At 71.9% G+C, this 25743-nt stretch carries 25 protein-coding genes; 14 read left to right on the top strand and 11 right to left on the bottom strand.

Annotation, left to right across the window (positions count from 1 at the left end; all coding sequences use genetic code 11):
* Window positions 1–16: 16 nt before the first annotated feature.
* The 7 genes from Q1V71_RS06120 to Q1V71_RS06150 all read left to right on the top strand — a co-directional run bounded on the left by Q1V71_RS06120 (window position 17) and on the right by Q1V71_RS06150 (window position 6659).
* The gene (locus tag Q1V71_RS06120; RefSeq protein ID WP_300641737.1) at window positions 17–826 is read left to right on the top strand and encodes a fumarylacetoacetate hydrolase family protein; all 810 of its coding nucleotides are present in this window, start codon (window positions 17–19) and stop codon (window positions 824–826) included.
* A gap of 54 nt (window positions 827–880) precedes the next feature.
* Complete coding sequence (locus Q1V71_RS06125) at window positions 881–1792, top strand: acetaldehyde dehydrogenase (acetylating) (RefSeq protein ID WP_300641739.1); 912 nt, start codon at window positions 881–883, stop codon at window positions 1790–1792.
* Window positions 1789–2880, top strand: a complete 1092-nt coding sequence (gene dmpG, locus Q1V71_RS06130) for a 4-hydroxy-2-oxovalerate aldolase (protein WP_300641741.1) — start codon at window positions 1789–1791, stop codon at window positions 2878–2880. Before Q1V71_RS06125 ends, dmpG begins: the two co-directional genes overlap by 4 nt.
* An 88-nt stretch (window positions 2881–2968) precedes the next feature.
* A complete protein-coding gene (gene hsaA, locus Q1V71_RS06135; protein WP_300641742.1) occupies window positions 2969–4135 on the top strand; it encodes a 3-hydroxy-9,10-secoandrosta-1,3,5(10)-triene-9,17-dione monooxygenase oxygenase subunit in 1167 nt (388 codons plus the stop codon).
* Window positions 4136–4139: 4 nt separating this feature from the next.
* On the top strand, window positions 4140–5045 hold the full coding sequence (gene hsaD / locus Q1V71_RS06140; protein ID WP_300641744.1) for a 4,5:9,10-diseco-3-hydroxy-5,9,17-trioxoandrosta-1(10),2-diene-4-oate hydrolase: 906 nt from the start codon (window positions 4140–4142) through the stop codon (window positions 5043–5045).
* Window positions 5046–5076: 31 nt separating this feature from the next.
* Window positions 5077–5973, top strand: a complete 897-nt coding sequence (hsaC, locus tag Q1V71_RS06145; protein ID WP_300641746.1) for an iron-dependent extradiol dioxygenase HsaC — start codon at window positions 5077–5079, stop codon at window positions 5971–5973.
* A 44-nt stretch (window positions 5974–6017) separates the two neighbouring features.
* Window positions 6018–6659 (top strand): flavin reductase family protein, encoded by a 642-nt coding sequence (locus Q1V71_RS06150; RefSeq protein WP_300641748.1) that lies wholly within the window; start codon window positions 6018–6020, stop codon window positions 6657–6659.
* Between the two features lie 278 nt (window positions 6660–6937).
* Here Q1V71_RS06150 and Q1V71_RS06155 read toward each other — a convergent pair whose 3' ends face one another.
* Genes Q1V71_RS06155 through Q1V71_RS06170 form a run of 4 tightly spaced genes read right to left on the bottom strand, consistent with a single transcriptional unit; the run spans window position 6938 to window position 11524 of the window.
* The gene (locus Q1V71_RS06155; protein ID WP_300641751.1) at window positions 6938–7936 is read right to left on the bottom strand and encodes an acyl-CoA dehydrogenase family protein; all 999 of its coding nucleotides are present in this window, start codon (window positions 7934–7936) and stop codon (window positions 6938–6940) included.
* Window positions 7936–8844, bottom strand: a complete 909-nt coding sequence (locus tag Q1V71_RS06160) for an acyl-CoA dehydrogenase family protein (protein ID WP_300641754.1) — start codon at window positions 8842–8844, stop codon at window positions 7936–7938. Before Q1V71_RS06160 ends, Q1V71_RS06155 begins: the two co-directional genes overlap by 1 nt.
* Window positions 8841–10022, bottom strand: a complete 1182-nt coding sequence (locus Q1V71_RS06165) for an acyl-CoA dehydrogenase family protein (protein ID WP_300641757.1) — start codon at window positions 10020–10022, stop codon at window positions 8841–8843. Before Q1V71_RS06165 ends, Q1V71_RS06160 begins: the two co-directional genes overlap by 4 nt.
* A complete protein-coding gene (locus Q1V71_RS06170; protein ID WP_300641759.1) occupies window positions 10019–11524 on the bottom strand; it encodes a FadD3 family acyl-CoA ligase in 1506 nt (501 codons plus the stop codon). The genes Q1V71_RS06165 and Q1V71_RS06170 overlap by 4 nt, the downstream gene beginning before the upstream one ends.
* A 61-nt stretch (window positions 11525–11585) precedes the next feature.
* On the opposite strand from Q1V71_RS06170, the gene Q1V71_RS06175 reads away from it, so the two are divergent.
* From Q1V71_RS06175 to Q1V71_RS06190, 4 genes are read left to right on the top strand one after another with little or no spacing between them, the layout of a single operon-like run.
* A complete protein-coding gene (locus Q1V71_RS06175) occupies window positions 11586–12794 on the top strand; it encodes an acyl-CoA dehydrogenase family protein (RefSeq protein WP_300641824.1) in 1209 nt (402 codons plus the stop codon).
* A 3-nt stretch (window positions 12795–12797) separates the two neighbouring features.
* Window positions 12798–13601, top strand: a complete 804-nt coding sequence (locus Q1V71_RS06180) for an SDR family oxidoreductase (RefSeq protein WP_300641761.1) — start codon at window positions 12798–12800, stop codon at window positions 13599–13601.
* Window positions 13594–14211, top strand: a complete 618-nt coding sequence (locus Q1V71_RS06185) for a TetR/AcrR family transcriptional regulator (RefSeq protein ID WP_300641764.1) — start codon at window positions 13594–13596, stop codon at window positions 14209–14211. The genes Q1V71_RS06180 and Q1V71_RS06185 overlap by 8 nt, the downstream gene beginning before the upstream one ends.
* Entirely contained in the window at window positions 14204–15367 is a 1164-nt protein-coding gene (locus Q1V71_RS06190) for an acetyl-CoA C-acetyltransferase (protein WP_300641766.1), read from the top strand. Before Q1V71_RS06185 ends, Q1V71_RS06190 begins: the two co-directional genes overlap by 8 nt.
* A gap of 27 nt (window positions 15368–15394) precedes the next feature.
* On the opposite strand, the gene Q1V71_RS06195 is transcribed toward Q1V71_RS06190, so the two are convergent.
* The gene (locus Q1V71_RS06195) at window positions 15395–16996 is read right to left on the bottom strand and encodes a right-handed parallel beta-helix repeat-containing protein (protein WP_300641769.1); all 1602 of its coding nucleotides are present in this window, start codon (window positions 16994–16996) and stop codon (window positions 15395–15397) included.
* A 163-nt stretch (window positions 16997–17159) separates the two neighbouring features.
* Window positions 17160–18494, bottom strand: coding sequence for a CehA/McbA family metallohydrolase (locus tag Q1V71_RS06200; RefSeq protein ID WP_300641772.1), 1335 nt, complete (start codon window positions 18492–18494; stop codon window positions 17160–17162).
* 109 nt (window positions 18495–18603) lie between these two features.
* On the opposite strand from Q1V71_RS06200, the gene Q1V71_RS06205 reads away from it, so the two are divergent.
* On the top strand, window positions 18604–19257 hold the full coding sequence (locus tag Q1V71_RS06205) for a hypothetical protein (RefSeq protein WP_300641775.1): 654 nt from the start codon (window positions 18604–18606) through the stop codon (window positions 19255–19257).
* A 13-nt stretch (window positions 19258–19270) separates the two neighbouring features.
* Here Q1V71_RS06205 and Q1V71_RS06210 read toward each other — a convergent pair whose 3' ends face one another.
* The 4 genes from Q1V71_RS06210 to Q1V71_RS06225 are packed head-to-tail and all read right to left on the bottom strand — an operon-like array spanning window position 19271 to window position 22807.
* Complete coding sequence (locus Q1V71_RS06210) at window positions 19271–20353, bottom strand: nitronate monooxygenase (RefSeq protein ID WP_300641778.1); 1083 nt, start codon at window positions 20351–20353, stop codon at window positions 19271–19273.
* A complete protein-coding gene (locus Q1V71_RS06215) occupies window positions 20350–21144 on the bottom strand; it encodes a CoA-transferase subunit beta (protein WP_300641781.1) in 795 nt (264 codons plus the stop codon). Before Q1V71_RS06215 ends, Q1V71_RS06210 begins: the two co-directional genes overlap by 4 nt.
* On the bottom strand, window positions 21141–22049 hold the full coding sequence (locus Q1V71_RS06220) for a CoA transferase subunit A (protein ID WP_300641784.1): 909 nt from the start codon (window positions 22047–22049) through the stop codon (window positions 21141–21143). Before Q1V71_RS06220 ends, Q1V71_RS06215 begins: the two co-directional genes overlap by 4 nt.
* Window positions 22046–22807 (bottom strand): enoyl-CoA hydratase family protein, encoded by a 762-nt coding sequence (locus Q1V71_RS06225; protein ID WP_300641787.1) that lies wholly within the window; start codon window positions 22805–22807, stop codon window positions 22046–22048. Before Q1V71_RS06225 ends, Q1V71_RS06220 begins: the two co-directional genes overlap by 4 nt.
* 89 nt (window positions 22808–22896) lie before the next feature.
* Between Q1V71_RS06225 and Q1V71_RS06230 the strand changes: the two genes are divergently transcribed.
* Window positions 22897–23643: an SDR family oxidoreductase gene (locus tag Q1V71_RS06230; protein WP_300641790.1), complete on the top strand. Its 747-nt coding sequence runs from the start codon at window positions 22897–22899 to the stop codon at window positions 23641–23643.
* 48 nt (window positions 23644–23691) lie between these two features.
* Window positions 23692–24573 (top strand): SDR family oxidoreductase, encoded by an 882-nt coding sequence (locus Q1V71_RS06235; protein WP_300641793.1) that lies wholly within the window; start codon window positions 23692–23694, stop codon window positions 24571–24573.
* 175 nt (window positions 24574–24748) lie between these two features.
* Here Q1V71_RS06235 and Q1V71_RS06240 read toward each other — a convergent pair whose 3' ends face one another.
* Window positions 24749–25684, bottom strand: a complete 936-nt coding sequence (locus Q1V71_RS06240; protein ID WP_300641796.1) for a type IV toxin-antitoxin system AbiEi family antitoxin domain-containing protein — start codon at window positions 25682–25684, stop codon at window positions 24749–24751.
* Window positions 25685–25743 lie beyond the last annotated feature (59 nt).

The following is a 25743-nucleotide window of genomic DNA, read 5'->3' on the forward strand; positions in this document are numbered from 1 at the left end:
GTTCTAGTATCCAGGCGTGACGTCCAGCGATGCTGTTGCCGACCGGATCCGCGCCGCCAGTGAGCGCCTGGTCCGGGCCCAGGAGACCCGCACCCCCTGTGCCCCCGTCCGGGACCTGATCGGGACCGAGGACCTCGACGCGGCGTACGCCGTGCAGAGGGGCGTGGTCGAGCGTCGCCTCGCCTCGGGCGCGGTCGTGGTGGGTCGCAAGATCGGGGCCACCTCGAAGGCGGTCCAGGACCAGCTCGGGGTGGACCAGCCCGACTTCGGCTACCTCCTCGACGACATGGACGTCAGCGCGCACGACCCGATCTCGATGGCCGGGCTGCTCCAGCCCCGGGTCGAGGCCGAGGTCGCCTTCGTGCTCTCCCAGGACATCGACCCGGGCAGCCCCGACGACATCACCCTCGAGGCGGTCCGCGAGTCCGTCGAGGTGGCGCTGCCCTCGTTGGAGATCGTCGATTCCCGCATCTCCGGCTGGGACATCGGCTTCACCGACACCGTCGCCGACTGCGCCTCGAGCGGTCTGTACGTCGTGGGCCGCGACGCCCGCACGCTGGCCGAGCTCGAGCCCCGCGACGTGGACATGACGCTCGCCATCGACGACGAGGTCCGCTCGAGCGGCAACGGCGCGGCCTGCCTCGGGGACCCGCTCGAGGCGCTGCGCTGGCTCGCGGTGCAGGCCGCCCGCTTCGGCGACCCGCTGCGCAAGGGCCACCTCGTGCTCTCCGGCGCGCTCGGCCCGTTCGTGCCGTTCGCCCCCGGCGACCGGGTGGTCGCCACGATCAGCGGCTTCGCGCCCCTGGCCGTCACCTTCGCCGACTGACCGCACCGACCAGACCCGCTGACCCACCGCTCGCACGAAGAACCAGGGAGACCCATGACCGAGAACAAGCTGACGGCGGCGATCGTCGGACCGGGGAACATCGGCACGGACCTGATGTACAAGCTCATGCGCTCGGAGGTGGTCGAGCCGCGCTGGATGATCGGCGTCGACCCGGCCTCCGAGGGGCTCAAGCTGGCTGCGGCCCAGGGCCTGGAGGCCAGCCACGAGGGCGTGGACTGGCTGCTGAAGCAGGACGTGCTGCCGGACCTGATCTTCGAGGCGACCTCGGCCTACGTGCACCGTGAGTACGCCCCTCGCTACGAGGAGGCCGGCATCCGGGCGGTCGACCTGACGCCCGCCGCCATCGGCCCCGCAGTGATCCCGCCGGTCAACGGCGAGACCCACGTGGACGCGATGAACGTCAACATGATCACCTGCGGCGGGCAGGCCACGATCCCGATGGTCGCGGCGGTCTCCCGCGTCGCGCCGGTGTCGTACGCCGAGATCGTCGCCTCGGTGTCCTCGATGTCCGCAGGGCCCGGCACGCGCGCCAACATCGACGAGTTCACCCGCACCACCTCGGCCGGGGTGCGCGACATCGGCGGCGCGACCGAGGGCAAGGCGATCATCATCCTCAACCCGGCGGAGCCGCCGATGATCATGCGCGACACGATCTTCTGCGCCGCCGACCCCGACGCCGACCGGGACGCGATCATCGCCTCGGTGCACGCGATGGAGAAGGCCGTGCAGGAGTACGTGCCGGGCTACCGCCTGCTGCAGGAGCCGCAGCTCGACGAGCCGTCGGCCGCCACCCGCGGGGCGCTGAAGGTCTCGATCTTCGTGGAGGTCGAGGGCGCGGGCGACTTCCTGCCGCCGTACGCCGGCAACCTCGACATCATGACCGCCGCGGCCGCCCGCGTCGGCGACAACATCGCCCGCTCGATCCTGGCCGGAGGCACGAAGTGAACGACCTGAACACCCTCACCCGCACCTGGTCCGGCACCCACGGCACCGAGCCGTTCGGCGAGATCGACCTGCGGCTGACCGACACCTGCCTGCGCGACGGGTCGCACCACAAGCGCCACCAGTTCACCGCGACCGAGGTCCACGACATCGTCGAGGCACTCGACTCCTCGGGCATCCCGGTGATCGAGGTGACCCACGGCGACGGCCTGGGCGGCTCCTCGTTCAACTACGGCTTCTCCCGCACCCCCGAGCAGGAGCTCATCCGGATCGCCGCGGAGACCGCGAAGCGCGCCAAGATCGCGTTCCTCATGCTCCCCGGGGTCGGCACCAAGGACGACATCCGGGCTGCGCAGGACAACGGCGGCCAGATCTGCCGGATCGCCACGCACTGCACCGAGGCCGACACCTCGATCCAGCACTTCGGGCTCGCGCGCGAGCTGGGCCTGGAGACCGTCGGGTTCCTCATGATGTCCCACACCCAGGCCCCCGAGGTGCTCGCCAAGCAGGCGCGGATCATGGTCGACGCCGGCTGCCAGTGCGTCTACGTCGTGGACTCCGCCGGTGCGCTGATCATGGAGCAGACCGCCGACCGGGTCGCTGCCGTGGTGGCGGAGATCGGTGACCAGGCCGACGTCGGGTTCCACGGTCACGAGAACCTCGCCCTCGGTGTCGCCAACACCGTCGCGGCCGCCCGCGCGGGTGCGACCCAGATCGACGGGTCGGTCCGCCGCTTCGGCGCCGGTGCCGGCAACACGCCCCTCGAGGCGTTCATCGGCGTCTGCGACAAGCTCGGTTGGCGCACCGGCGTGGACTTCCTCCAGATCGTCGACGCGAGTGAGGACGTCATCAAGCCCGCGATGCCGGAGGAGTGCGAGCTCAACCGGATGACCCTGATGATGGGCTACGCCGGGGTCTACTCCTCCTTCCTCAAGCACGCCGGCAACGCCGCCGAGCGCTACGGCGTCTCGGGCGCGAAGATCCTGCTCGAGGCCGGGCGCCGCAAGCTCATCGGCGGCCAGGAGGACCAGCTCATCGACATCGCCCTGCTGCTCAAGGCCGAGCAGGACAAGCAGGCCGCCAACGCCTGAGACACCTCTCACCCCCGATGTCCTTGGCCAAAACTGGAACGTGTTCTAGTCTTGGTGCAACAGGTTCCACCGACCCAGGAGTTGTGCGATGTCCCAGGCAGTCCTCGACGGCGTCCGCGACCTGCTCCCGACCTTCCGGGAGCGAGCCGAGGAGACCGAGGCACTCCGTGTTGTGCCGGAGTCCAACATCAAGGAGCTGGAGGAGACCGGCTTCTTCCAGCTGCTCCAGCCCAAGCGGTTCGACGGCTTCGAGTCCGACCCGGTGGACTTCTACACCGCGGTCCGCGACATCGCGAGCGCCTGCGGCTCGACCGGCTGGGTCTCCAGCGTGGTCGGCGTGCACCCGTGGCAGGTCGCCCTGTTCGCCGACGAGGCCCAGCAGGCCGTCTGGGGCGAGGACACCAAGACCCGCCTCTCCTCCTCCTACGCCCCCACGGGCAAGGCGACGGTGACCGAGGGCGGTTACATCCTCAGCGGCAAGTGGAGCTTCTCCTCCGGTGCCGACCACTGCCAGTGGGTGCTGCTCGGTGGGCTCGTCTTCACCGAGGAGGGCCAGATCGTCGACTTCAAGACGTTCATGGTCCCGCGCGACAAGTACACGATCATCGACGTCTGGAACATGGTCGGCCTCGCCGGCACCGGCTCCAACGACATCCTGGTCGAGGACGTCTTCATCCCCGAGGCCTTCACCCTCTCCATGGGCGAGACCGGCCAGTGCCGCGGCCCGGGCCAGGAGCAGAACACCTCCGACCTCTACAAGCTGCCCTTCCACTCGATCTTCACGGGCACCATCACCACGCCGATCATCGGCATGGCGATGGGCGCCTACGAGGAGCACATCGAGATGCAGCAGAAGCGCACCCGCGCCGCCTACCTCGGTGAGAAGGCCAGCCTCGACCCGTTCGCCGCCGTGCGCATCGCCCGTGCCTCGAGCGAGATCGACGCCGCCTGGGCCCTGCTGGTCAACAACATCCGCGAGGAGCAGGACTACGTCGCCAAGGGCGAGAAGATCCCGCTCAAGACCCGGCTCAAGGTCCGCCGCGACCAGGTCATCGGCTCGCAGCGCGCCATCGAGGCCATCGACTCGCTGTTCGAGGCCTCCGGCGGCCGGGCCCTGACCAAGGGCACCTACCTCCAGCGTGCGTGGCGCGACGCCCACGCCGGTCGGGTGCACGCGGCCAACGACCCCGAGCGCGCCCTGCAGATGTTCGGCGCCCACGAGTTCGGGCACAAGATCGACCCGGGGATGTACTGATCACATGACCTTCACCAAGGAGGACACCCGCCGCACCGTCGCGGTGAAGACCGAGGCGGCGGGTGACCTCTCCCTGGCCTACTACGAGGCCGACGCCCGGGGCGACGACGCCGGCAAGGCCGAGCGCCTGCCGCTCGTGATGCTGCACGGCGGCGGCCCCGGGGCCTCGTCCTGGTCCAACTTCGGGCCGGCGCTGCCGGGCTTCGCCGAGGAGTTCCGCACCCTGCTGGTCGACCAGCCCGGGTTCGGCGCCTCCGACAAGCCGCCGGTGGTGGGCAACTACTACCGCTTCTCCGCCGACGCCGTCGTGGCGCTGCTCGACCAGCTCGGCATCGAGAAGGTGCACCTGCTCGGCAACAGCCTGGGCGGCGGTACGGCGATGCGACTGGCGCTGTCCCACCCCGAGCGGGTCGGCCGGCTGGTGCTGATGGGACCGGGCGGGCTCTCGCTCAACCTCTTCCACGCCGACCCCACCGAGGGCGTCCAGCGACTCATGGACTTCGGCGCGGAGCCGACCCGCGAGAAGCTGCGCGCCTTCATCTCCTGCATGGTCGTGGACCAGTCCCTGGTCACCGACGAACTGGTCGAGGCCCGCTTCGCCGACGCCACGGCCCCGGGTGCCCAGGAGGCCATGCGCTCCATGGGCATGTCCTTCTGGAACCCGGAGACCGCTGAGGACGGCATGCTCTGGCGCGAGGCGCACCGCCTGCGCAAGCACACCCTGCTCACCTGGGGGCGCGAGGACCGCGTCAACCCGCTCGACGGCGCGATGGTGGCCCTCAAGACCATCCCGCGCGCCCAGCTCCACGTCTTCCCCAACTGCGGCCACTGGGCGCAGATCGAGGCCGCCGAGGAGTTCCGCGAGGTGGCGACCGCCTTCCTCGCGCGCCACGTCGAGCGCACCCGCTGACCGCAGTCTCCGCCTCGGGAGGGGCGCACCGATGATCGACATCAAGTCCATGGGCTACGTCCGGGTCTCCAGCACCGACCTCGACCAGTGGCGCACCTTCGCCGGCAAGGTCCTCGGCCTCGCCGAGGGTCGCGGCCCGACGCCCGGCCACCTCTACTACCGCATCGACGAGGTGTCGGCGCGGCTCGTGGTCGTGCCGGGCGAGGTCGACCAGCTCGACTGCGTCGGGTGGGAGGTGGCCGACCACCGGGCCCTCCAGGAGTGCCGCGAGCACCTGCAGAAGGCGGGCGTGGACTTCGTCGAGGGCACGAAGGAGGAGCTGGACGAGCGCCGCGTGCAGGAGCTGGTCCGGTTCACCGACCCCTTCGACAACGTCTTCGAGCTGTTCCACGGCATCACCTACGAGGCCCGTCCCGTCGTGACGCCGTACGCCGCGAAGTTCGTCACCGGCGACCAGGGGATGGGTCACATCGTGCTGCCGGTCACCGACGACGTGGAGGCCCTGCGCTTCTACACCGACGTGCTGGGCTTCCGGCTGCGCGACTCCATGAGCATGCCGGGCGAGTTCGTCGGCAAGGAGCCCGGCTCGAAGGTGTGGCTGCGCTTCCTGGGCGTCAACCCGCGCCACCACTCGCTGGCCTTCCTGCCGATGCCGAACCCGGCCAAGTGCGTCCACATCATGCTCGAGGTCGACGAGCTCGACGACGTGGGTCGCGCGCTCGAGCGGGTGCGCAAGCACGGTGCCCCGCTCTCGGCGACGCTGGGCCGGCACATGAACGACGAGATGGTCTCCTTCTACGTCAAGAGCCCCGCAGGCTTCGACGTCGAGTTCGGCACCGACGGCCTGCGGGTCGAGGACCGGTCGTGGGTCGCGCGCGAGTCGACCGCAGTCTCCTACTGGGGCCACGACTTCGGCGGCGGTCGGTAGGCCCCGTCGTGCTGGAAGGCATCGAGGTCCCTAGGCTTGCCCGCATGGAGTCGCACGAGATCCCCGAGGGCATGCGTCCGGACGCACGCGCCACGTGGCCGAGCCCCGAGCTGATCGACTCCTGGCTGGGCGACTCCCTCTTCGGGCTGCGCCCCGGCGACGAGGTCGAGGTCCCGGCCGATGACGGCGAGGCCGTGGCGGCCGCCCGGCGCTTCCGCGACGTGCTCTCGCAGTTCGCCTCCGGCGTCACGGTCGTGACCTCGATGAGCGGCGGCGAGCCGGTCGGCATGACCTGCCAGTCCTTCTCCAGCGTCTCGCTGGACCCGCCGCTGGTCACGTTCATCCCGGCCAAGACCTCTCGCGCGTGGCCGCTGATCCACCGCTCCGGCAAGTTCTGCGTCAACGTGCTCGCGGCCGACCAGGACTGGCTCTCGAACCAGATGGCCAGCCGCGGCGCGGACAAGTTCGCCGGCGTGGACTGGGCGCCGACGGCGGCCACCGGATCGCCGCTGATCCGCGGGACGCTCGCGCACCTGGACTGCACGATCCACGCGGTCCACGAGGCCGGTGACCACTACATCGTGGTGGGCCGGGTGCAGGCGCTGGAGACCGGCGACGTCGAGGACCCCCTGCTCTTCTTCCGTGGTCGCTACTCGACCACGGAGCGGGTGACCGACGGGGCCTGAGAGAGCCAGCACGCAACTCCCAGGCACCGCCGAGCCCCCCAAGCCGGCTGACGCCCTCCGGGGGTGGGTGGAGGACCCAGCCGATGGCCTCGGTTCGCTCCCGCGCGGTGTGCGGGCCCGGTGGCCATGACGATGAATCTAGGCGCGCCTGCACCACGCCCCAGCCACCTCGACCTCTCGCACGCACCACGGCTCGGCAACAACTGCCGGGTGGGCCGTTGTTGCCGAGCCGTGGGGTGAGGTCGACGCAGTGGGGCGAGCCAGGGGGCTCCGCCCGTCTAGGGCAGCACCAGCGCGGCGCGGTGCTCGTGGGGAGCGCCGAAGAGCCGGGCCAGCGCGTGCGCACGCTTGAAGACGAGGTGCGCGTCGTGCTCCCAGGTGATGGCGATGCCGCCGTGCATCTGCACGGTCTCGGCCGCGACCCGTGCGACGGCCTCGCCGACGTAGGACTTCGCGGCGTGCACGACCTGGCCGGCGTCGGGATCGCCGGAGGCGACGGCGTACGCCGCTCCCCACGAGGCCGAGCGTGACATCTCCAGCAGCACCAGCATCTCGGCCATCCGGTGCTTGAGCGCCTGGAAGGAGCCGATCGGGCGACCGAACTGCACGCGGTCCTTGCTGTAGGACACGGTCATGTCCAGGCCGCGCTGGGCGCAGCCCACGGCGAGCGCCACGGCGCCCACTGCGCCCACGAGCTCGGCGCGCGCCACGGCAGGGGCCGCGGACCCGATCCGGGTGGCGTCGGCGGTGTCGACGGCCAGGCTGCCCAGCCGCAGGGTCTGGTCCATGGAGGGGGTCCAGGTGGCCGCCGCGGCCGGGACCTCGAGCAGGTCCTCGCCCGCGGTGACGACCAGGACGTCGGCGTGGTCCGCGTCCAGCACGGCCCGTGCGTGGCCGTCGTCGAGGACCGCGAAGGCACCGACCTCGCCGGCGGCCAGGCGGGGGAGCAGTCGTGCCTTCGCGTCGTCGTCGGCCCCGGCCAGGAGGGCCTCGGCGGTGACGAGCGAGGAGAGCATCGGCACCGGTGCCAGGGCGCGGCCGAGCTCCTCGAGCACCAGCACCGCCTCCACCAGCGAGGCGCCGACCCCGTCGTGCTCCTCGGGGACGACGAGCGCCGCGACGCCGATCTGCTCGCACAGGAACCGCCACAGGTCGGCGTCGTAGCCGGCCTCCGAGGCGATCGCAGCGCGCACGGCCCGGCTGTCGCACCGCTTGTCCAGCACCGCGCGCACGGTGCTGACCAGCTCGGCCTGCTCCTCGGAGAGCGAGAGGTCCATCAGCGCACCTCCGCCCCGGTGCCGGCCAGCTGCTGGAGCAGTCGCTCGCGGTGGAAGGACGCGGTGCCCCAGGCGCCGACCAGCGCACGGATCCGGCCCAGCCACAGGCTCAGGTCGAACTCCTGGGTGTAGCCGATGGCGCCGTGGACCTGCAGGCCCGTGCGCGAGGCGAGGTACGCCGCGTCGCCGGCCGCGACCTTGGCGGCCGACACCGGCACGTCGCCGAGGGCGGCACCCAGCACCAGGGATCGGGCGAAGTCGAGCGCGATCCGCACGTCGGCCAGTGCGTGCTTGATCGCCTGGTAGGACCCGATGGGGCGGCCGAACTGGGTGCGCTGCTTCACGTAGGTCACCGAGTCGGCGAGCACCCGCTCCCCGGCGCCGAGGAGCTCGGCGGAGCAGGCCAGGACGGCCAGGTCGAAGGCCTCGTCGTGCCCTTGGGCGCCGGGGACGTCCGGGCCTTGGAGCCGGAACAGCCGGCGGGTGCGGTCCACGGAGCCCAGCGGGTCGCCGAACGACGTACCGGCCGGGGCTGGTGCGGCGCCGACGTACACCGTGCCGGCGACGTCGGCGTCCAGCGCGAGCGGCACGTGCGGGGGCAGCGCGACCGTGGCCACGCCCTCCACCTCGTGCCCGAGAGCCACGGGCAGGAACGCCGCGGACTCGATCCACGGGCCGGGCACGACGTGCCGGCCGATGGCTTCGAAGGCGATCGCCACCTCGACCGGAGACGCCTCGGTGGCCAGGGCGGTCACGCCGAGGTCGGCGAGCCGCTTCCACAGCCCCAGCCCGGGGGCGTGGTCGCCCTCGGCCCAGGCGCGGGCGGCCGCCACGGTGCCGGCGCCGGCCAGCAGGGACTCCAGCGCGGACGCGAAGTCGCGCTGGTCCTCGTCGAGCTCGAACCTCACGAGACTGCCCCCTTCGACTCGGGCCTGGGTTGGTTCGGCTTCGGCTCGCGGGGGAGCCCGAGGATCCGTTCCGCGACAATGTTGCGCTGGACCTCGTTGGTGCCGGCGTAGATGGGGCCGGACAGCGAGAAGGTGTAGCCGTCGAGCCAGGTCGACTCGACCTCGCCCTCGGGGCCGAGCAGGTCGAGCGCGGTCTCGTGGAGGGCCACGTCGAGCTCGGACCAGAAGACCTTGTTCACCGAGCCCGCTGCGCCCATGTCGCCGCCGTCGCGCAGCCTGGTCACGGTGCCCCAGGTGTAGAGGCGGTAGGCCTGCGCGGCGATCCACGCGTCGACGACCCGGTCGCCGGCGGCGGCGGGCGCGTCCGGCGTACGCCGGTGCAGCTCGAGCAGCCGGTCGGCGGCCGCGCAGAACCGGCCGGGGGAGCGCAGGGAGAGCCCGCGCTCGTTGCCGGCGGTGCTCATCGCGACCCGCCAGCCGTCGCCCACGCCGCCGAGCACGTCGGCGTCGGGGACGAAGACCTCCTCGAAGAAGATCTCGGCGAAGCCGGCCTCGCCGTCGAGCTGGGCGATCGGGCGCACCGTGATGCCGGGGGCGTCGAGCGGGAAGAGGAAGTAGGTGAGCCCGGCGTGCTTCTGCGCCTCGGGGTCGGAGCGGAAGAGCCCGAAGCCCCAGTGGGCGAGGGCCGCGCGCGAGGACCAGGTCTTCTGGCCGTTGAGCACCCAGCCGCCGCGCTCGTCGTCGCGCCGCGCGGTCGAGCGCAGGGAGGCGAGGTCGGAGCCCGCCTCGGGCTCGGACCAGCACTGCGCCCAGACCTGCTCGCCGGTGGCCATGCTGGGCAGGAAGCGCTGCTGCTGCTCGGGGGTGCCGTGCTCGAAGAGGATGGGGGCGAGCAGGAAGATGCCGTTCTGGGAGACCCGGCCGGGAGCCCCGGCGCGGTAGTACTCCTCCTCGAAGACCACCCACTCCACCAGCGAGGCCTCGCGACCGCCGAACTCCCTCGGCCACGAGACCACCGAGAAGCGGGCCTCGGCGAGCCTGCGCTCCCACTCCTGGTGCAGCACCCACCCCTCGGGGGTGTCCATGGAGGGCAGCGGCTCGGCCGGGACGTGCTCGGCGAGCCAGGCCCGGGCCTCGGCCTGGAAGGCCAGCTCGGACTCGGACAGGTCCAGGTTCATCGCAGATCCTTCTTCAGCACCTTGCCGGACAGGTTGCGCGGGAGTGCGCCCGTGAACTCCACCTGTCGCGGCACCTTGAAGTTCGCCAGGTGCTCCCTGGCGAACGAGACGACGACCTCGTCGGTGAGGTCCTCGCCGGCGGAGGTCGCGGCACGGACGACGAAGGCCTTGCCGACCTCGCCCATCCGCTCGTCCGGGACCCCGACCACGGCGACGTCCGCCACGCCGTCGAGCCGCATCAGCTGCTGCTCGACCTCGGCGGGGTAGACGTTGAAGCCGCCCGAGATGTACATGTCCTTGAGCCGGTCGGTGATCCGCAGGTTGCCGGCCTCGTCGAGGACGCCCACGTCGCCGGTGTGCAGCCAGCCGTCCTCGTCGACCGCCTCGGCCGTGGCCTCGGGGTCGTCGAGGTAGCCGAGCATCACGAAGTCGCCGCGCACCAGGAGCTCGCCGCTGCCGTCCTCGCCGGGGGAGTCGATCCGCGTCTCCATCCCCGGGATCGCACGGCCGCACGTCGTGGCCACGAGCTCGGCCGGGTCGCCGTCTCGGGCCATCGTGACGACGACGGCCTCGGTCATCCCGAACGCCGTCACGACCTGATCGATGCCCAGGCCCTCGGGGGCGGCGGCGCGCATCCGCTCGATGAGCACGACGGGGACGACAGCCGCTCCGGTGACGGCCAGCCGCAGGCTGGACAGGTCGCGGCCCTCGCGCCCGGGCGCGGCGAGCAGGGACTGGTAGATGGTCGGCGCGCCGGGGAGCACGGTGATCCGCTCGGTCTCGATCAGCCGCATGGTCTCGTCGAGGTCGAAGGTCGCCACCGGGTAGAGGGTGGCGCCGGTCAGCAGCCCGACCAGGATGCCGATCTTGTAGCCGAACGAGTGGAAGAAGGGGTTCACCACGAGGTAGCGGTCGTCCTGGCGCACGCCGCCCAGCTCGGCCCAGGCGCGGGCGACACCGATCGACTGGCGGTGCGCGGACATCGCGCCCTTGGAGCGGCCGGTGGTTCCGGAGGTGAAGAGGATGTCGGCGACGTCGTCGGGGGTGAGGTCCTCGTGCACGATGCCCTCGGCTCTCGCGGCGCCCTCTCCCAGCCGCTCGAGCGTGAGGATCCGTCCTCGCTCGACCCCCGCGTCGCTCAGCTCGGCCACCTGGTCACGGCCGAGGAAGCCGTCGTGGACGACCACCAGCGGCGCCTGGGTCCGCTCGACGACGTCGGCGACCTCCGCGCCGACGTAACGGGAGTTCACCGGCACGAGCACGGCGCCGGCGTACGTCACCGCGAGGGCGGCGACGGCCCAGTCGATGCTGTTGGGGCCCCACAGGACCACCCGGTCCCCGCAGCACGCCCCTGCCTCGACGAAGACCTCGGAGGTCCGCTCCACGAGGGACAAGAGCTCGGTGTACGTGACGGTGCGGTCGCCCTCGACGTACGCCGGGTGGTCGCCGAAGCGCGCCGCGGCGGCCCGGAGGACCGCGGGGATGGTCTGCTCTGTGATCACGCTGATCGACGTCGCCTCTCACTCAACCAAGCAAGTGCTTGGTAGGGTAGCACCCGTGGACATGGGTTACTCAGCAGCCGACGAGGCGTTCCGCGCCGATCTGCGCGCCTTCCTCGAGGACCACCTGGCCGGGGAGTGGAAGGGCCTGCGCGGCCTCGGCGGACCCGGCCGCGACCACGAGGCGCTCGACGAGCGGCTGGAGTGGAACCGCTTCCTGGCCCGCGAGGGCTGGACCTGCGTGGGGTGGCCGACCGAGCACGGCGGGCGCGGGCTGAGCCTGTGGCAGCAGGTGATCTTCCACGAGGAGTACGCCCGGGCGAACGCCCCCGCCACCGTGAACCACCTCGGCGAGCAGCTGGTGGGGCCGACCCTGCTGGCCTTCGGCACCGACGCGCAGCGCGAGCGCTTCCTGGGTCCGATCCTGCGCGTCGAGGAGCTGTGGGCCCAGGGCTACTCCGAGCCCAACGCCGGCTCCGACCTCGCCAACGTCCAGACCCGCGCCCGGCTCTCTGACGACGGCTCCCAGTGGGTCGTCGACGGGCAGAAGGTCTGGACCTCCAACGCACACTTCTCCCAGTGGGTCTTCGTCGTCGCCCGCACCGAGCCCGGCTCGCAGCGCCACCACGGGCTCTCCTTCCTGCTCGTGCCGCTGGACCAGCCCGGCATCGAGGTGCGCCCGATCGAGCAGCTGACCGGCGGCTCGGAGTTCAACGAGGTCTTCTTCACCGGGGCCGTCACCGACGCCGACCTGGTGGTCGGGGAGCCAGGCCGCGGCTGGGGCGTGGCGATGGGCCTGCTGGGCTTCGAGCGCGGCGTCTCCACGCTCGGCCAGGTGGTCGGCTTCCAGCGCGAGCTGGCCGTGGTCTGCGAGCGGGCCCGCGCCAACGGCGCGATCGACGACCCGGTCCTGCGTGACCGGCTCGCCTCGCTGCAGGCCGAGCTGAGCGTCATGCGCTCCAACGGCATCCGCGGTCTCTCGGCGGTCAGCGGCGGTGAGGACTCCGCCGCCGGCGGGGGAGCCGGGTCGATCTTCAAGATCGTTTGGGCCAACTGGCACCAGCGCCTCGGCGAGGTCGCCATGGACGTCCTCGGGGCGGAGGGGCTGCTGCAGTCTCCGGAGGCCGCCGCCGGCACCTACGAGCTGGACGAGCTCCAGCGGATCTTCCTCTTCGCCCGCGCCGACACCATCTACGGCGGCAGCGACGAGGTGCAGAAGAACATCCTGGCCGAGCGCGTGCTCGGCCTGCCGCGCGAACCCAAGGGAGCCTGAGACATGACCGCCACCCGCCCCGAGCAGCCGACCCCGGCGTACGTCCCCCCGCACGACCTGCTGCGCGGCAAGGTGGTCGCCGTGACCGCCGGTGCCGGCGCGGGCATCGGCGCCGCGGTCGTGCGCCGGGTGCTGGAGGAGGGCGCCAAGGCGGTCGTCTTCTCCGACACCCACGAGCGTCGGCTCGCCGAGGCCGAGGAGGCCCTGGCGGCCGAGTTCGGGGCCGAGCGGGTGCGCCAGCTGGTCTGCGACGTCACGAAGGAGGAGGACGTCCAGGCGATGCTCGACGTCGCCGACGACCTCGGAGGCGTGGACGTGATGATCAACAACGCCGGCCTCGGGGGCACCACCTCGGTGCTGGAGATGACCGACGAGCAGTGGCTCAAGGTCCTCGACATCACGCTCAACGGCGCGTTCCGGTGCGTCCGGGCCGCCGGGCAGCGGATGGTCGCCGCCGGCACACGGGGGGTGATCGTCAACAACGCCTCGGTCATCGGCTGGCGGGCCCAGGAGGGCCAGGCCCACTACGCCGCCGCGAAGGCCGGCGTCATGGCTCTGACCCGCTGCGCGGCGCTCGACCTGGCCCCCCACGGCATCCGGGTCAACGCGGTCAGCCCGTCGCTGGCGATGCACCCGTTCCTGGAGAAGGTCACCTCCCCGGAGCTGCTGCACGAGCTCAAGCAGCGCGAGGCCTTCGGCCGCGCCGCCGAGCCGTGGGAGATCGCCAACGTGATGGTCTTCCTGGCCAGCGACTACGCGTCGTACCTCACCGGCGAGGTCGTCTCGGCGAGCAGCCAGCATGCCTGACCAGGCCGACGGCTCGACGGCGACGGAGTCGCGGCGCGAGGAGCTGCTGCGGATCGCGGCCGACCTCTTCGCGAGCAAGGGCTTCCGCAACACCACGGTGCGCGACATCGCCGACGCCGCCGGCATCCTCTCGGGCAGCCTCTACCACCACTTCGACTCCAAGGAGTCGATGGTCGACGAGCTCATGCGCACCTTCCAGACGGAGCTCTTCGCGGCGTACGACGAGATCCTGGCCAGCACCGACGACGCCCGCACCAAGCTGGAGCGGGCGGTGCGGCTGTCCTTCGACACCATCGAGCGCCGCGGCGCCGAGGTGGCGATCTTCCAGAACGAGGCGGCCACGCTGGGCACCTCCGAGCGCTTCGGCTACCTCGCCGAGCGCAACCGGCAGTCCCGGGACGTCTGGGTCACCCTGCTGACCGAGGGGGTGGAGTCCGGGGCGTTGCGCCCGGACCTCGACATCACCCTGACCTACCGCTTCATCCGCGACACCGTCTGGGTCGCGGTCCGGTGGTACCGCCCCGGCGGACCGCACACGGCCACCCAGGTGGCCGACCAGTACCTCACCATCCTGCTCGACGGAATCGCGAAGGGAACCCCCCATGCCTGAGGCCTACATCATCGACGCCGTCCGCACGCCGGTCGGCAAGCGCGGGGGCGCCCTCGCGGGCATGCACTCCGCCGACCTCGGTGCGCACGTGCTCTCCGCCCTGATGAACCGCACGGGCGTCGACCCGGGCGCCGTGGACGACGTGATCATGGGGTGCTGCGACACCATCGGGTCCCAGGCCGGCGACGTGGCGCGCTCCGCCTGGCTGGTCGCCGGGCTGCCCGACCACGTGCCCGGCGTGACCATCGACCGGCAGTGCGGCTCCTCGCAGCAGGCGGTCCACTTCGCCGCGCAGGGCGTCATGTCCGGCACCCAGGACCTCGTGGTCGCCGGCGGCCTGCAGAACATGTCGGCCATCCCGATCTCCGCGGCGATGCTGGTCGGTCAGCAGTACGGCTTCACCACGCCCTTCGCGGAGTCGCCGGGCTGGAACGCCCGCTACGGCGACACCGAGGTCTCCCAGTTCAACTCCGCCGAGATGATCGCGGAGAAGTGGGACATCTCGCGGGAGGACATGGAGGCCTTCGCGCTCGCCTCGCACCAGCGTGCGCTCGCCGCCATCGCCGAGGGCCGCTTCGCCGGGGAGATCGCCCCTGTGACGCTGCCCGACGGCACGGTCTTCGACACCGACCAGTGCCCCCGTGAGACGTCGCTGGAGAAGATGGCCGGCCTCCAGCCGCTGGCCCCCGGCGGCCGGATCACCGCCGCGGTCGCCTCGCAGATCTGCGACGCCTCCACCGCGATGCTCATCGCCTCGGAGCAGGCGGTCGCGGAGCACGGCCTGACCCCGCGGGCGCGGGTCCACCACCTGTCCGTGCGCGGCGACGACCCGGTCTGGATGCTCACCGGCCCCATCCCCGCGACCAAGCACGCGCTCGAGCGCAGCGGTCTCTCGATCGAGGACATCGACCTGTTCGAGTGCAACGAGGCCTTCGCCTCCGTCGTCCTGGCCTGGATGAAGGAGACCGGCGCCCCGCACGAGAAGGTCAACGTCAACGGCGGCGGCATCTCCCTCGGCCACCCGATCGGCGCGACCGGCACCCGGCTCATGACCACGATGCTCAACGAGCTCGAGCGCACCGGCGGCCGCTACGGCCTGCAGACCATGTGCGAGGGCGGCGGCCAGGCGAACGTCACCATCATCGAGCGTCTCTGACGCTGCGGGTCCCGGCTCCTCTGGACCTCAGGGGAGCCAGGAGTCGCCCCTGCCGAGCGGGAACCACAGCTCGCCGCGGTAGGTGTTGCCCGTCGTGGTGAAGGTCCCGTCCACCCACCCGACGTACCAGCCCGCGCGGATGTCGTTGTCGCTCAGCACCAGGTGGGCGGGCGTGCAGGCGCCGTAGCAGCCGAACCCGTAGGACTTCGCGCCCGTGAGCCGGACGGTGTTGCCGGTGGCGACGGTGTCGACGACCGGGCCCCAGACCTGGCCCGGGCCGCGGGTCATGAGGAACGTGCCCTCCTCGGCGCTGCTGGTCACGGTGTTGCCCAGCACGCGGGTGCCCGTGGTGCGGGAGCCGCCGAGCTCGGTGAAGGCCAGGTCGTCGGTGGAGGTGTTGCCCTCGATGAGGGTGCCGACGGCCTGGTAGACCTCGACCGCGGCGCCGTCGACCCGGTAGTCCGGCGAGGGGGCGTGGTGCCCGGAGATCCGGTTGCCGAGGACCCGGGCGTGGTCGCCGTTGACCTCGATGCCGAAGGCGCCGTAGTCGTCGTCGGGGCCGTGGGTGTCGGGAGCCATGAGCGTGTTGTCGTGGACGTACGACGCCGCGACGGTCGCGCGCTGAGAGCCCTCACGGATCCAGACGCCGGCGACGCTGCCGGAGGCCTCGACGCCCTCGAGCAGCACGTCGTCACCCTCGACCCGGAAGCCGGCGCGGCCGCAGTCGGCGGCGTGGACGCCGCTCACCTCGAGCCAGTCGCCCTGCAGCAGCACGCACTGGCCGCCGGAGACCACGGGAGCGCCGCCGTCGCCGTAAGCCTCCACCCGGACCGGGTCCGCAGCAGTGCCGCTCTCGGTCACCACGAGCGCGCCGACGTGGCTGGTGCCGGCGCGCAGGCGCAGCACCTCGCCGGGGGCGAGGGTCGCCGCGCTCGCGCGGGCCAGGGTGCGCCACGCGGAGGTGGCGGTGGTGCCGCTCGCGTCGTCGGAGCCCGTGAGCGGGTCGACGTAGTAGGCGGTGGGTGCAGGGTCAGGGGCTGGGATGGTGGGCTCGACCGTGGGGGGCACGGTGGGGTCCACCGACGGGGTCGCCGAGGGAGTCGGGGTGGCCGTCGGACTGGGGGTGGGGGTGCTGCTCGGCACAGGGGTCGCGGTCGCTGTGGGCGTGCTGGTGGCGCCCGCGGTCGGGGTCGAGGTGGGGGTCGGGGTCGGGGTCGAGGTGAGGGTCGCAGTCGGGGACGGCGTCGCAGTCGCGGTGGGGATGGGAGTGGGGGTCGCGGTGGGCGTCGGGGTCGGCTCGACCGTGGGAGTGGTGCCGCCGTCCGTACCGCCCTGTCCGCCCTTGCCGCCTCCCTTGCCACCCTTCTTGTCGTCCTGATGTCGCTTGCAGCGGCGCTCGCGCTTGGCGCTGTCGAGCTTGGCGCAGGCCCGGCGCTGGGCTCGCTCGCCCGAGTCCGCCCGCCGTGCGGCGGTCGACACCGCTTCGACGCGCGAGCGCACGTCGTCCCCGCCGCGGGAGGCCGGCCCGTCGGCGGTGCGGGCCGAGACGGGCGTGCTGGCCATGCCGGCGAGGATCACCAGGACCGAGACCGAGAAGAGCAGGAGTCGCCACAGGGACGCGACGGGCATGGGGGGCATGGGGGCTCCGAGACCGTGGGGGGTGGTCCCGCCGGTGGGTCGCCGGAGGGCTCACCCGTCCCATCGGTCGTTCAGGAGCCGGACCTGAGGACCAGCCGGGTGAACGGCTCGGTCGTCCGGTCGAGATGGCCCGTTCGGGCCATGCCGCGCAGCGTCAGGCGGCGGGCTCCACCCACCACGGACTGGTGTAGGCGATCCCCAGGTCGTTGCAGGGGTGCCCCTCGGGACCCGGTGTGGCGTTGGGCTGGTCCGGGTCGGAGATCCGCACGAGCAGCCAGTCGCCGTCGGCCACGTCCACCCGGGTCCGCAGCTCCAGCACGGGGCCGACGGAGAACTCCTCGACCGCCGCCACCTCCGGCACCTCCGTGCCCGGTCGCAGCACCTGGGCCGCGAGGCGCCGACCCCGCCAGGAGCGGTCGCGGGCCAGGTCCAGCCGCAGGGTCAGCTGCCCTCTCCCGCCGCGCAGGGGGATGGTGCTGCCCATGCGTACCGGGCGGCCGCGGCGCGGTGTGGCCGTGGCGTCCAGGCGCAGCCCCGAGGTGCGGGTCGCGAAGAACCGGCGCTGACGCATCGCGCGCTTGACCCCGGCGCGGGAGTGGTCGGTGACCCACAGCCCCGTGCGGCCCTTGCCCTCGGGGAAGCCCCAGTCGGTGCCGTGCTCGTCGGTCACACCGGCGATCCCCGTGCGCCACCCGGCGTTGAGGCAGGCCACCAGCGGGCTGGACCTACCGTCGGCGTACCCCTCGAAGAGGTAGTCGTCGGTGCGGTTGAACATCTCCAGGCTCACGACCCGGTCGCGCACCCGCTCGTCGTAGTAGAACTCCTGGAAGCGGCCCGGCTCGCGGCCCGGGTGGTTGAAGCCGGCCAGGCCGTCCGCCCCGCCGTCGAGGAGCAGACCGGGCTCACGGGCCAGCCAGCTGAGGAACGGCTGCATGAGGCCGGCCTGGAGCACGTCGACGTAGTGCTCGGTGAACCACACGTTGACGTGCCCGATCAGGGGCTCGGTCCACTCGAACCCACGGATGGCCGTGAACGCGCCGTCGGTGTCGGCAGCGTCGGCAAGCACCTTGGTCCTGGCCCAGTCGGCCTGGTGGATGCCGGCGAACTGCTTGTACTCCGGCGGCAGGGCCCCCGCGAGGACCTCGCCGAGCAGGTTGTCGCCGATGGTCGCGTGGTCGGTCAGCGCCGCGACGTCCAGGCCCGCCGCGCGCATCGAGTCGAAGGCCAGCGCCGGGTCGCCGTCCCCGTCGGAGAGCAGGGTGTGGTTGTGCAGGTCGGCGTGCAGCAGGTGGGTGCCCCGGGTGATCCGGCTGCTCCGGCTGGCGCCGGTGCTCGGCCGGGCCTCGGCCGACAGCGCCGTACCCGTGGCCGCGCCGATGCCGGCCGCGGTCCCGGCGCCGGCGATCAGCAGGCCCGCGCCCGCTTGGGCGAAGCTGCGGCGCGACATCGGACGGGTGGGCGCGGTGTGGCGGTGGCCGTCGGTGCACATGTCCTGGTCAACGTCCTGGTGGCGAGGAGGTGAGGGAAGCCCGGGTGAACGTTCGTCGACCAACGGGCGCCGGGCGGCGCAGCGGTGTCGGTGGGATAGGTTCGCGCACGTGATCGCCCTGCCCGCCCACGGCTTCGTGATGCTCTCGATGCCCAAGTGCGCGTCGACGACGCTGGTCACCACGCTCAAGGGTCACGCGGAGATCCTCATGCGGGTCAACCCCAAGCTCAAGCACATGAACACCCGCACGTTCACCAAGCGGATGGTGCCCGTGCTGGCGGGGGCCGGCTACGCGCGCAGCGACTACGAGCTGGTCACGCTCTTCCGCGAGCCGGTCTCCTGGCTGGAGTCGTGGTGGCGCTACCGGCAGCGTCCCGCCCTGGCCGAGAAGGCCGACGGGAAGTGGACGGGCGAGACCTCCTTCGAGGAGTTCGTCGTCGCCCACATCGAGGGCGCGCCGGGCTCGATCTCCGGCCGGCAGGCACGGTTCGTGTCCCTCGACGACGACCTCACCATCGGGGTCGACCGGATCTTCGCCCTCGAGCGCCCGGACGCCTGGCAGGGCTACATCGACCGCAAGCTCGGCCGAGAGGTGGAGGTCGTCACCAAGAACTGGTCGACCTCCCAGGCGCTCCCCGAGCTCTCCGAGGGAACGCGGGCCCGGCTGACCGAGCACTACCGCGCGGAGTACGACATCTGGCAGCACCTGCTCGACCACGAGGGCGAGTGGGCGCCGCCGGCGGGGTACGTGCCGGGGCGCTGAGCCCCGGCCCGGCTCAGACCACGTACGACGCCCCGCGCCGCAGCTCGGCGACCGCGCCGGTCACGACCCGGTCGATGAGCTCCTCGCAGGTCGGCAGGTCGTCGATCAGACCGACCACCTGGCCCGAGGCGAGCACACCGGCGTCGGTGTCGCCGTCGACCAGGCCGGCCTTGAGCATGGTGGGGGTGTTGGCCGCGAGCGCCATCTGGCCCAGGGTGCGACCGGATGCCTTCTTCATCGCCCGGCCGTCCTTGGCGATCTCCACCCACGACATCCCGGAGTCCTTCTTGAACTCCAGGGTGCGCTTGGTGGTGGGGCCCAGGCGCTTCCAGCGCGAGGACTCCTCGACCTGCTCGACCAGGTCCGTGCGCAGCATCCGGTGCGGCATCCCGTCCACCTTCGCGGTGACGACGGTGTCGGTGAGGCCCCGCTCCAGGTAGAGCTGCTTGACCGCGTCGGGAACGGCCGAGTCGGCCGTGAGGAGGAACCGGGTGCCCATGCCGACCGCCGAGGCGCCGTACGTCAGGGCGGCCGCGAGGCCGCGTCCGTCGAAGAAGCCGCCGGCGGCGACGACCGGCATGTCGCTGCCGATGCCCTGGAGGGCGTCGAGGACCGAGGGGAGCAGCAGCGTGGTGGGGACCGGGCCGGTGTGCCCGCCGCCCTCGCCGCCCTGCACCATCACCGCGTCCGCGCCCCAGCCGGCGACCTTGACCGCGTGCTTGGCAGCGCCGATCGAGGGCATGACGACGATGCCATGGTCCTTGAGCCGCTTCACGAGCTCGGGCTTGGGCTGGAGGGCGAACGAGGCGACCTTGACGCCATGCTCGATCAGCAGCTCCACGCGCTGCGGGGCGTCGCCGGCGTCGGCACGGAGGTTGACGCCGAAAGGCTGGTCGGTGCGGCTCTTGACCTCGACGATCGCCGACTCCAGCTCCTCGTAGGACATCGTCGCGCTGGCGAGGATGCCGAGACCGCCGGCGTTGGCGGTGCCACTGACCAGGCGCGGGCCGGAGACCCAGCCCATCCCGGTCTGCACGACCGGGTGGCGCACGCCGACCAGGTCGGTGAACGGGGTGCGCAGCTGCTGCTCGATCACTTCGTGTCCTCCTTCGGCACGGGGACCTCCTTGAAGCGCAGGCCCCGGGGGTCCAGGACCTCGCGGATGACCAGCAGCTCCTCCGTGGTGGGGGTGCGGGTCTCGGGGACGTCGTCGTGGGACCCCTCCACGTGGATGGCGCACCCGCTCGCCTCGAGGACCTGGTCGACGCTCACGCCCGGGTGGACGCTCAGCAGCCTCAGCGTGCGGCCGGGACCGTTGACGTCGAGCACAGCGAGGTCGGAGACGATCCGGTGGATGTCGTTGAAGCGGGCCGCGGCCGGACCGGCCTCGGCCGCCCGGGTCGGGCCCACGCCGGAGACGACGTCCACGGCCTCGACGAACACGCGCGGGGAGTGCTTGTGCACCCAGTACGACGTGCGGTTGTTGACCGTGTTGCCCGGGGCCCCGCGCGAGCCGAGCAGCTGGCGCGTGGGGCGGTCGAAGTCGCCGATCGCGGAGATGTTCTGGTTGCCGAGCCGGTCGATCTGGGTCGCGCCCATCATGACGTGCCGCTTGCCGTAGGCCACCACGTCGAAGACCCGCCGGAACGGGATCCAGCCCTCGACCTTGTCGGCCCTCGCGAACAGCGGGGGAGTGCCGGCGAGGAAGAGCGACTCCCCGTCGGAGATCACCAGGTCGGGGTTGGAGGTCAGCCGGGCGAGGCGGACGCCCAGCATCGGGAGCATCCCCATCGGGCTGGCGAAGATCTCGCCGTCGTCCTTGAAGGCGTCGGCGATCGCGGCGGCGCACACGTCCGCGCGGGTCACCGTGTCAGTGGGGGTGCTCATGCCCGGGCCTCCTTCTCGGCCTGCTTCTCGGCGCGGAACGCCTCGACAGCGGCCTGGTAGGCCGCCTCGTCACCGGCCAGGAACCGGTCGTGGAAGGCCTGCCAGTCCTCGTCGGACCCGCCGGCCGCGGCGGCGTACGCCCGCTGGAACGCCTCGTCGCGCTCGTAGTCGGGGGTGCACGTGGTGAAGTGCGCACCGTGCGGCGTCTCCACGACGCCGCTGACCATCATCCTGTTGAGCAGCAACCGCTGGACCGGGGTCTCGTAGGTGAGGCCGGCGGTGTCGACCACCTGCTCGCAGGAGACGTACGCGCGGTCGGCGGCCATGCAGAACAGGTCGTCGAAGTAGGGGTCGGGGCCGAGGTACGTCGCGTTGCCGTGGGCGTCGGCGCGGTTCATGTGCACCAGGGCGACGTCGAGCCGCAGCGCGGGGACGGCGACGAGCTCCTCGAGACCGTGTCCCTCGTCGTACGGGCTGGTGACGGTCCGGATCCAGGGGTTGTGCACCAGGACGTCGGACCCGAGGCCGGCGCGCAGGGGCAGGAACGGCAGGCGCTGCGCCGCGGCCTGCAGGCCGGTGTTGAACATGCCCTCGTCGAGCTCGACGACCTCGGGGATCGTGCCGTTCTGGCGGGCGCGCTGGAAGTTGGGCTCCAGCGGCACCGAGTCCAGGGACACGAAGGCGTAGACGAGCTTGCGGACCTTGCCCGCACGGGTGAGCAGGCCGACGTCCGCGCCGCCCCAGCTGACCAGCGTGAGGTCCTTGAGGTCGGAGCGGTAGAGGGCGCGGACCAGGGCCATCGGCTTGCGTCGCGGGCCCCAGCCCCCGATCCCGATGGTCATGCCGTCCTCGAGCGTGGCGACCACCTCGTCGATGGTCATCCGCTTGTCGCGTGGGCCCTTCACTTCTTCGCCTCCGCCTTGTTCGTGCCGGCGAAGTCGTCGCGCAGCTCGTCGGCCACCCCGGCGAGGTTCAGCTCGAAGGTGAACCCCTGCTCGAAGCGGTAGGACTTGTTGACGTCCACGGGGTCGATCCCGTTGAGCGCCTCCTTGGCGGCGCGGATGACCCGGGTGTCCTTCTGGGCGATCTCGCCGGCGACCTTCAGCGCGGCGTCGAGGAGCTGCTCGCGCGGGACGGTCTCCAGGACCGAGCCGAACTGCACGAGGTCGACCGCCTTGATCGTGCGAGCGGTGAAGTAGAGGGTGCGCAGCATGTGCGGCGGGACCAGCCGCGCCATGTGCGTGGCCGCCCCCAGGGCGCCCTGGTTGACCTCTGGCACGCCAAAGTAGGCGTCGTCGCTGGCCACGATGCAGTCGGCGTTGCCGACCAGCCCCACGCCGCCGCCGACGCAGAAGCCGTTGACCGCCGCGACCACCGGGACCGCGCACTCGTAGACCGCCTTGAACGCGGCGTAGCAACCCCTGTTGGCGCCGAGGAGTGCCTCGAAGCCGCTGGTGTGCTGCATCTCCTTGATGTCCACGCCGGCGTTGAACCCGCGACCCTCGGCCCGCAGGACGACGACCTTGGTGCTCATGTCGGCGCCGGCCTCGTCGAGGGCCGCGGCCACGTCGAACCAGCCCTGGACCGTGAGGGCGTTGACGGGCGGGTGCTCCATCGTGATGACACGGATGCCGTCGTCACGGAGCTCGGAGTGGATGGTCATGGGACTCCTGGGTCGGTGGGTCGGGCCGCTGTCGCGCCGGTGGTCGAGCGCGGGAGGCCAACCAAGCAAGTGCTTGGTAGGGTAGCAGCATGGCGCTCTCGCTGGACCTCGCAGGACGGGTCGTCCTCGTCACCGGTGGCACCCGGGGCATCGGCCGCGGCATCACCACCGCCTTCCTCGACGCCGGGGCCACCGTGGTGACCTGCTCCCGCTCGGAGGTCGAGCCCGTGCCCGGCAGCAGCCACCGCGTGTGCGACGTCCGGGACGCCGAGGCGGTGACCGCCCTGGTCGAGGAGGTCGTCGCCGAGCACGGGCGGCTGGACGTGCTGGTCAACAACGCCGGGGGAGCGCCCGCCACCGACGCGGCCACGGCCTCACCGCGCTTCCACGACAAGATCCTCGCGCTCAACCTCAGCGCACCCCTGGTGCTCGCCCAGGCCGCCAACCGGGTCATGCAGGCGCAGGCGACCGGCGGCGCGATCGTCAACATCTCCTCGATCTCTGCGCACCGTCCTGCGCCCACGATCGCCGCGTACGGCGCCGCGAAGGCCGGCCTGGACTCCCTCACCCGGTCGTTGGCGATGGAGTGGGGCCCGCGCGTGCGGGTCAACGCCATCGACGTCGGCCTGTGCCGCACCGAGCAGACCGACGACCACTACGGCGACGACACGCGGGTCGCCGCGATCGAGTCGACGATCCCGCTGGGCCGGATGGCGACGCCCACCGAGGTGGGTCACGTCGCGGTGTTCCTGGCCAGCCCGCTGGCGTCGTACGTCTCGGGGGCGCGCGTGTCGTGCGACGGCGGCGGCGAGCCGCCGGTCTTCCTCCACATCTGACCCATCCCCGCCCGACACCTCACCCCCCACACCTCACCAAGGAGCCCCATGTCCGACCTCCTCGCCGGTCGCGTCGCGATCGTCACCGGTGCCGGCCGCGGCATCGGCCGTGCCCACGCCCTCGAGCTGGCCCGCCACGGTGCGGCCGTGGTCGTCAACGACTACGGCGTCTCGCTCGCCGGCGAGGACACCGGCGAGACGCCCGCCGAGCAGGTCGTCGCCGAGATCGAGGCCGCCGGCGGCCGGGCGGTCGTCAACACCGCCGACGTGGCCGACTGGGAGCAGTCCGCGGCGATGGTGCGGCAGGCGATCGAGGTCTACGGCGGGCTCGACATCCTGGTCAACAACGCCGGGTTCGTCCGCGACCGGATGCTCGTGAACACCTCCGAGGAGGAGTGGGACGCCGTCATCCGAGTGCTGCTCAAGGGCCACTTCGCGCCGCTGCGCCACGCCGGCGCCTACTGGCGCGAGGAGGCGAAGGCCGGCCGCACGCGCGCCGCGCGGGTCGTCAACACCTCCTCCGGGGCGGGCCTCCAGGGCTCGGTCGGCCAGTCGGCGTACTCCGCGGCCAAGGCCGGCGTCGCCGGTCTCACGCTCGTGGCCGCGCAGGAGATGGGCCGCTACGGCGTCACCGTCAACGCGATCGCGCCGGTGGCCAAGACCCGGATGACCGAGGGCGCCTTCGACACCTCGCAGATGGCGCTGCCCGAGGACAACAGCCCGGTCGTCGCCTGGCTGGTCTCCGAGGAGGCCGGCGACGTGACCGGCCGGATGATCGAGATCGACGGCTCGGTCATCACGCTCGAGAACGGCTGGTCCCACGGGGAGTCCCGCGACGCCGGCACCCGCTGGTCTGCCTCCGACGTCGGGCCTGCGCTCCGGGAGATGATCGCCGCCGCGCCGGACCCGGAGCCGGTGTACGGGGCGTGATGCGGGAAGGTTCAGCTGGTACCGGCTGAACCTTTCGGTGTACGGCTGAAGGTTCGGCCGTACGCCGAAAGGTCCGACTCGATGCGCGTGGAAGATCTGGCCGGTGCCAGCTGGACCTTTCGGTGTACGGCTGAAGGTTCGCCCGCACCCCGAAAGATCTGACTCCAGGGTCGGCTCAGGCGCTCCGTGCCACGAACCGCTGCAGTCGCGCCACCAGCAGGTCGGGGCGTGCGAGGTCTGCCCAGGTGATGCGAACGACGGTCCAGCCGGTGAGCTCACGGATGCGGTCCTCGCGGCGCTTCTCCCGGAGCACCATCTGCTCGATGGACTCGCCGGGTCTGCGGTAGCGGTGGTACTTCTCCATCCCGTCGAACTCCACGATCAGCCCGTGATCCGGCCAGGCGAAGTCCACGATGCCGACGAGCGACCCATCGGGTTCGCAGACGTGGAGCTGCAGCAGCGGTGCCGGCATCCCACGGTCGCCGAAGGCGAGACGGCTGCGCGTCTCTCCCACGCTCTGGGAGCCGACGGATGCCAAGGAGAGCTTGTACGTCAGGTCCACGTGATCGGCCCACGGTGCCCGGCCGGCAAGGACCGCGGCGAGCTCCTCGAGGGACGTGAGGCGCTGCTCCAGGAACCAGTCGAGCACGCACACAGCGGCATCGCGACCCACGACCGACGCGGTGTCGAGCGCTGTCCGCGTCGGTGACGTGATCCAGTGGCCGTTGCGTCGCGTCACGTCGAGCACGCCGCACACCCCGAGGTGATGCTTGACGCGGGCCTTGTCGCGTTCGCCCATGCGGTGGAGCGAGGTGAGGTGAGCCTCACCGAGGGGGACCTGCCAGTCCGGCGCGCCGTACTCGATGGCGGCACTCACGTGGGACAGCGCGACGTCGTCGCGGTACAGGTCGAGCACCGCCTCGGACAGCATGAGGTGGCGCGTACGAGCGTCGGCCTGCTGCCACCGGTGGGCGAGGGCGTAGGCGCCGTGACGGAGGGGAACCAGCTCCCCGGCGCGCTTGCGCCGCAGGATGGCTCGGTCGTCCAGACCCGCCGCGACGAGGTCGCGCCGCAGGAGTACACCCAGGTCGCTGGCGAGGTGCTCGAGCATGGATCGAGGGTGACCCATCAGCTCGAGTGGTGCGTCGGCCTCTCCACAGGGTCTGCCTG

It is taken from the genome of Nocardioides sp. (assembly GCF_030149505.1).
GTDB lineage: Bacteria > Actinomycetota > Actinomycetes > Propionibacteriales > Nocardioidaceae > Nocardioides.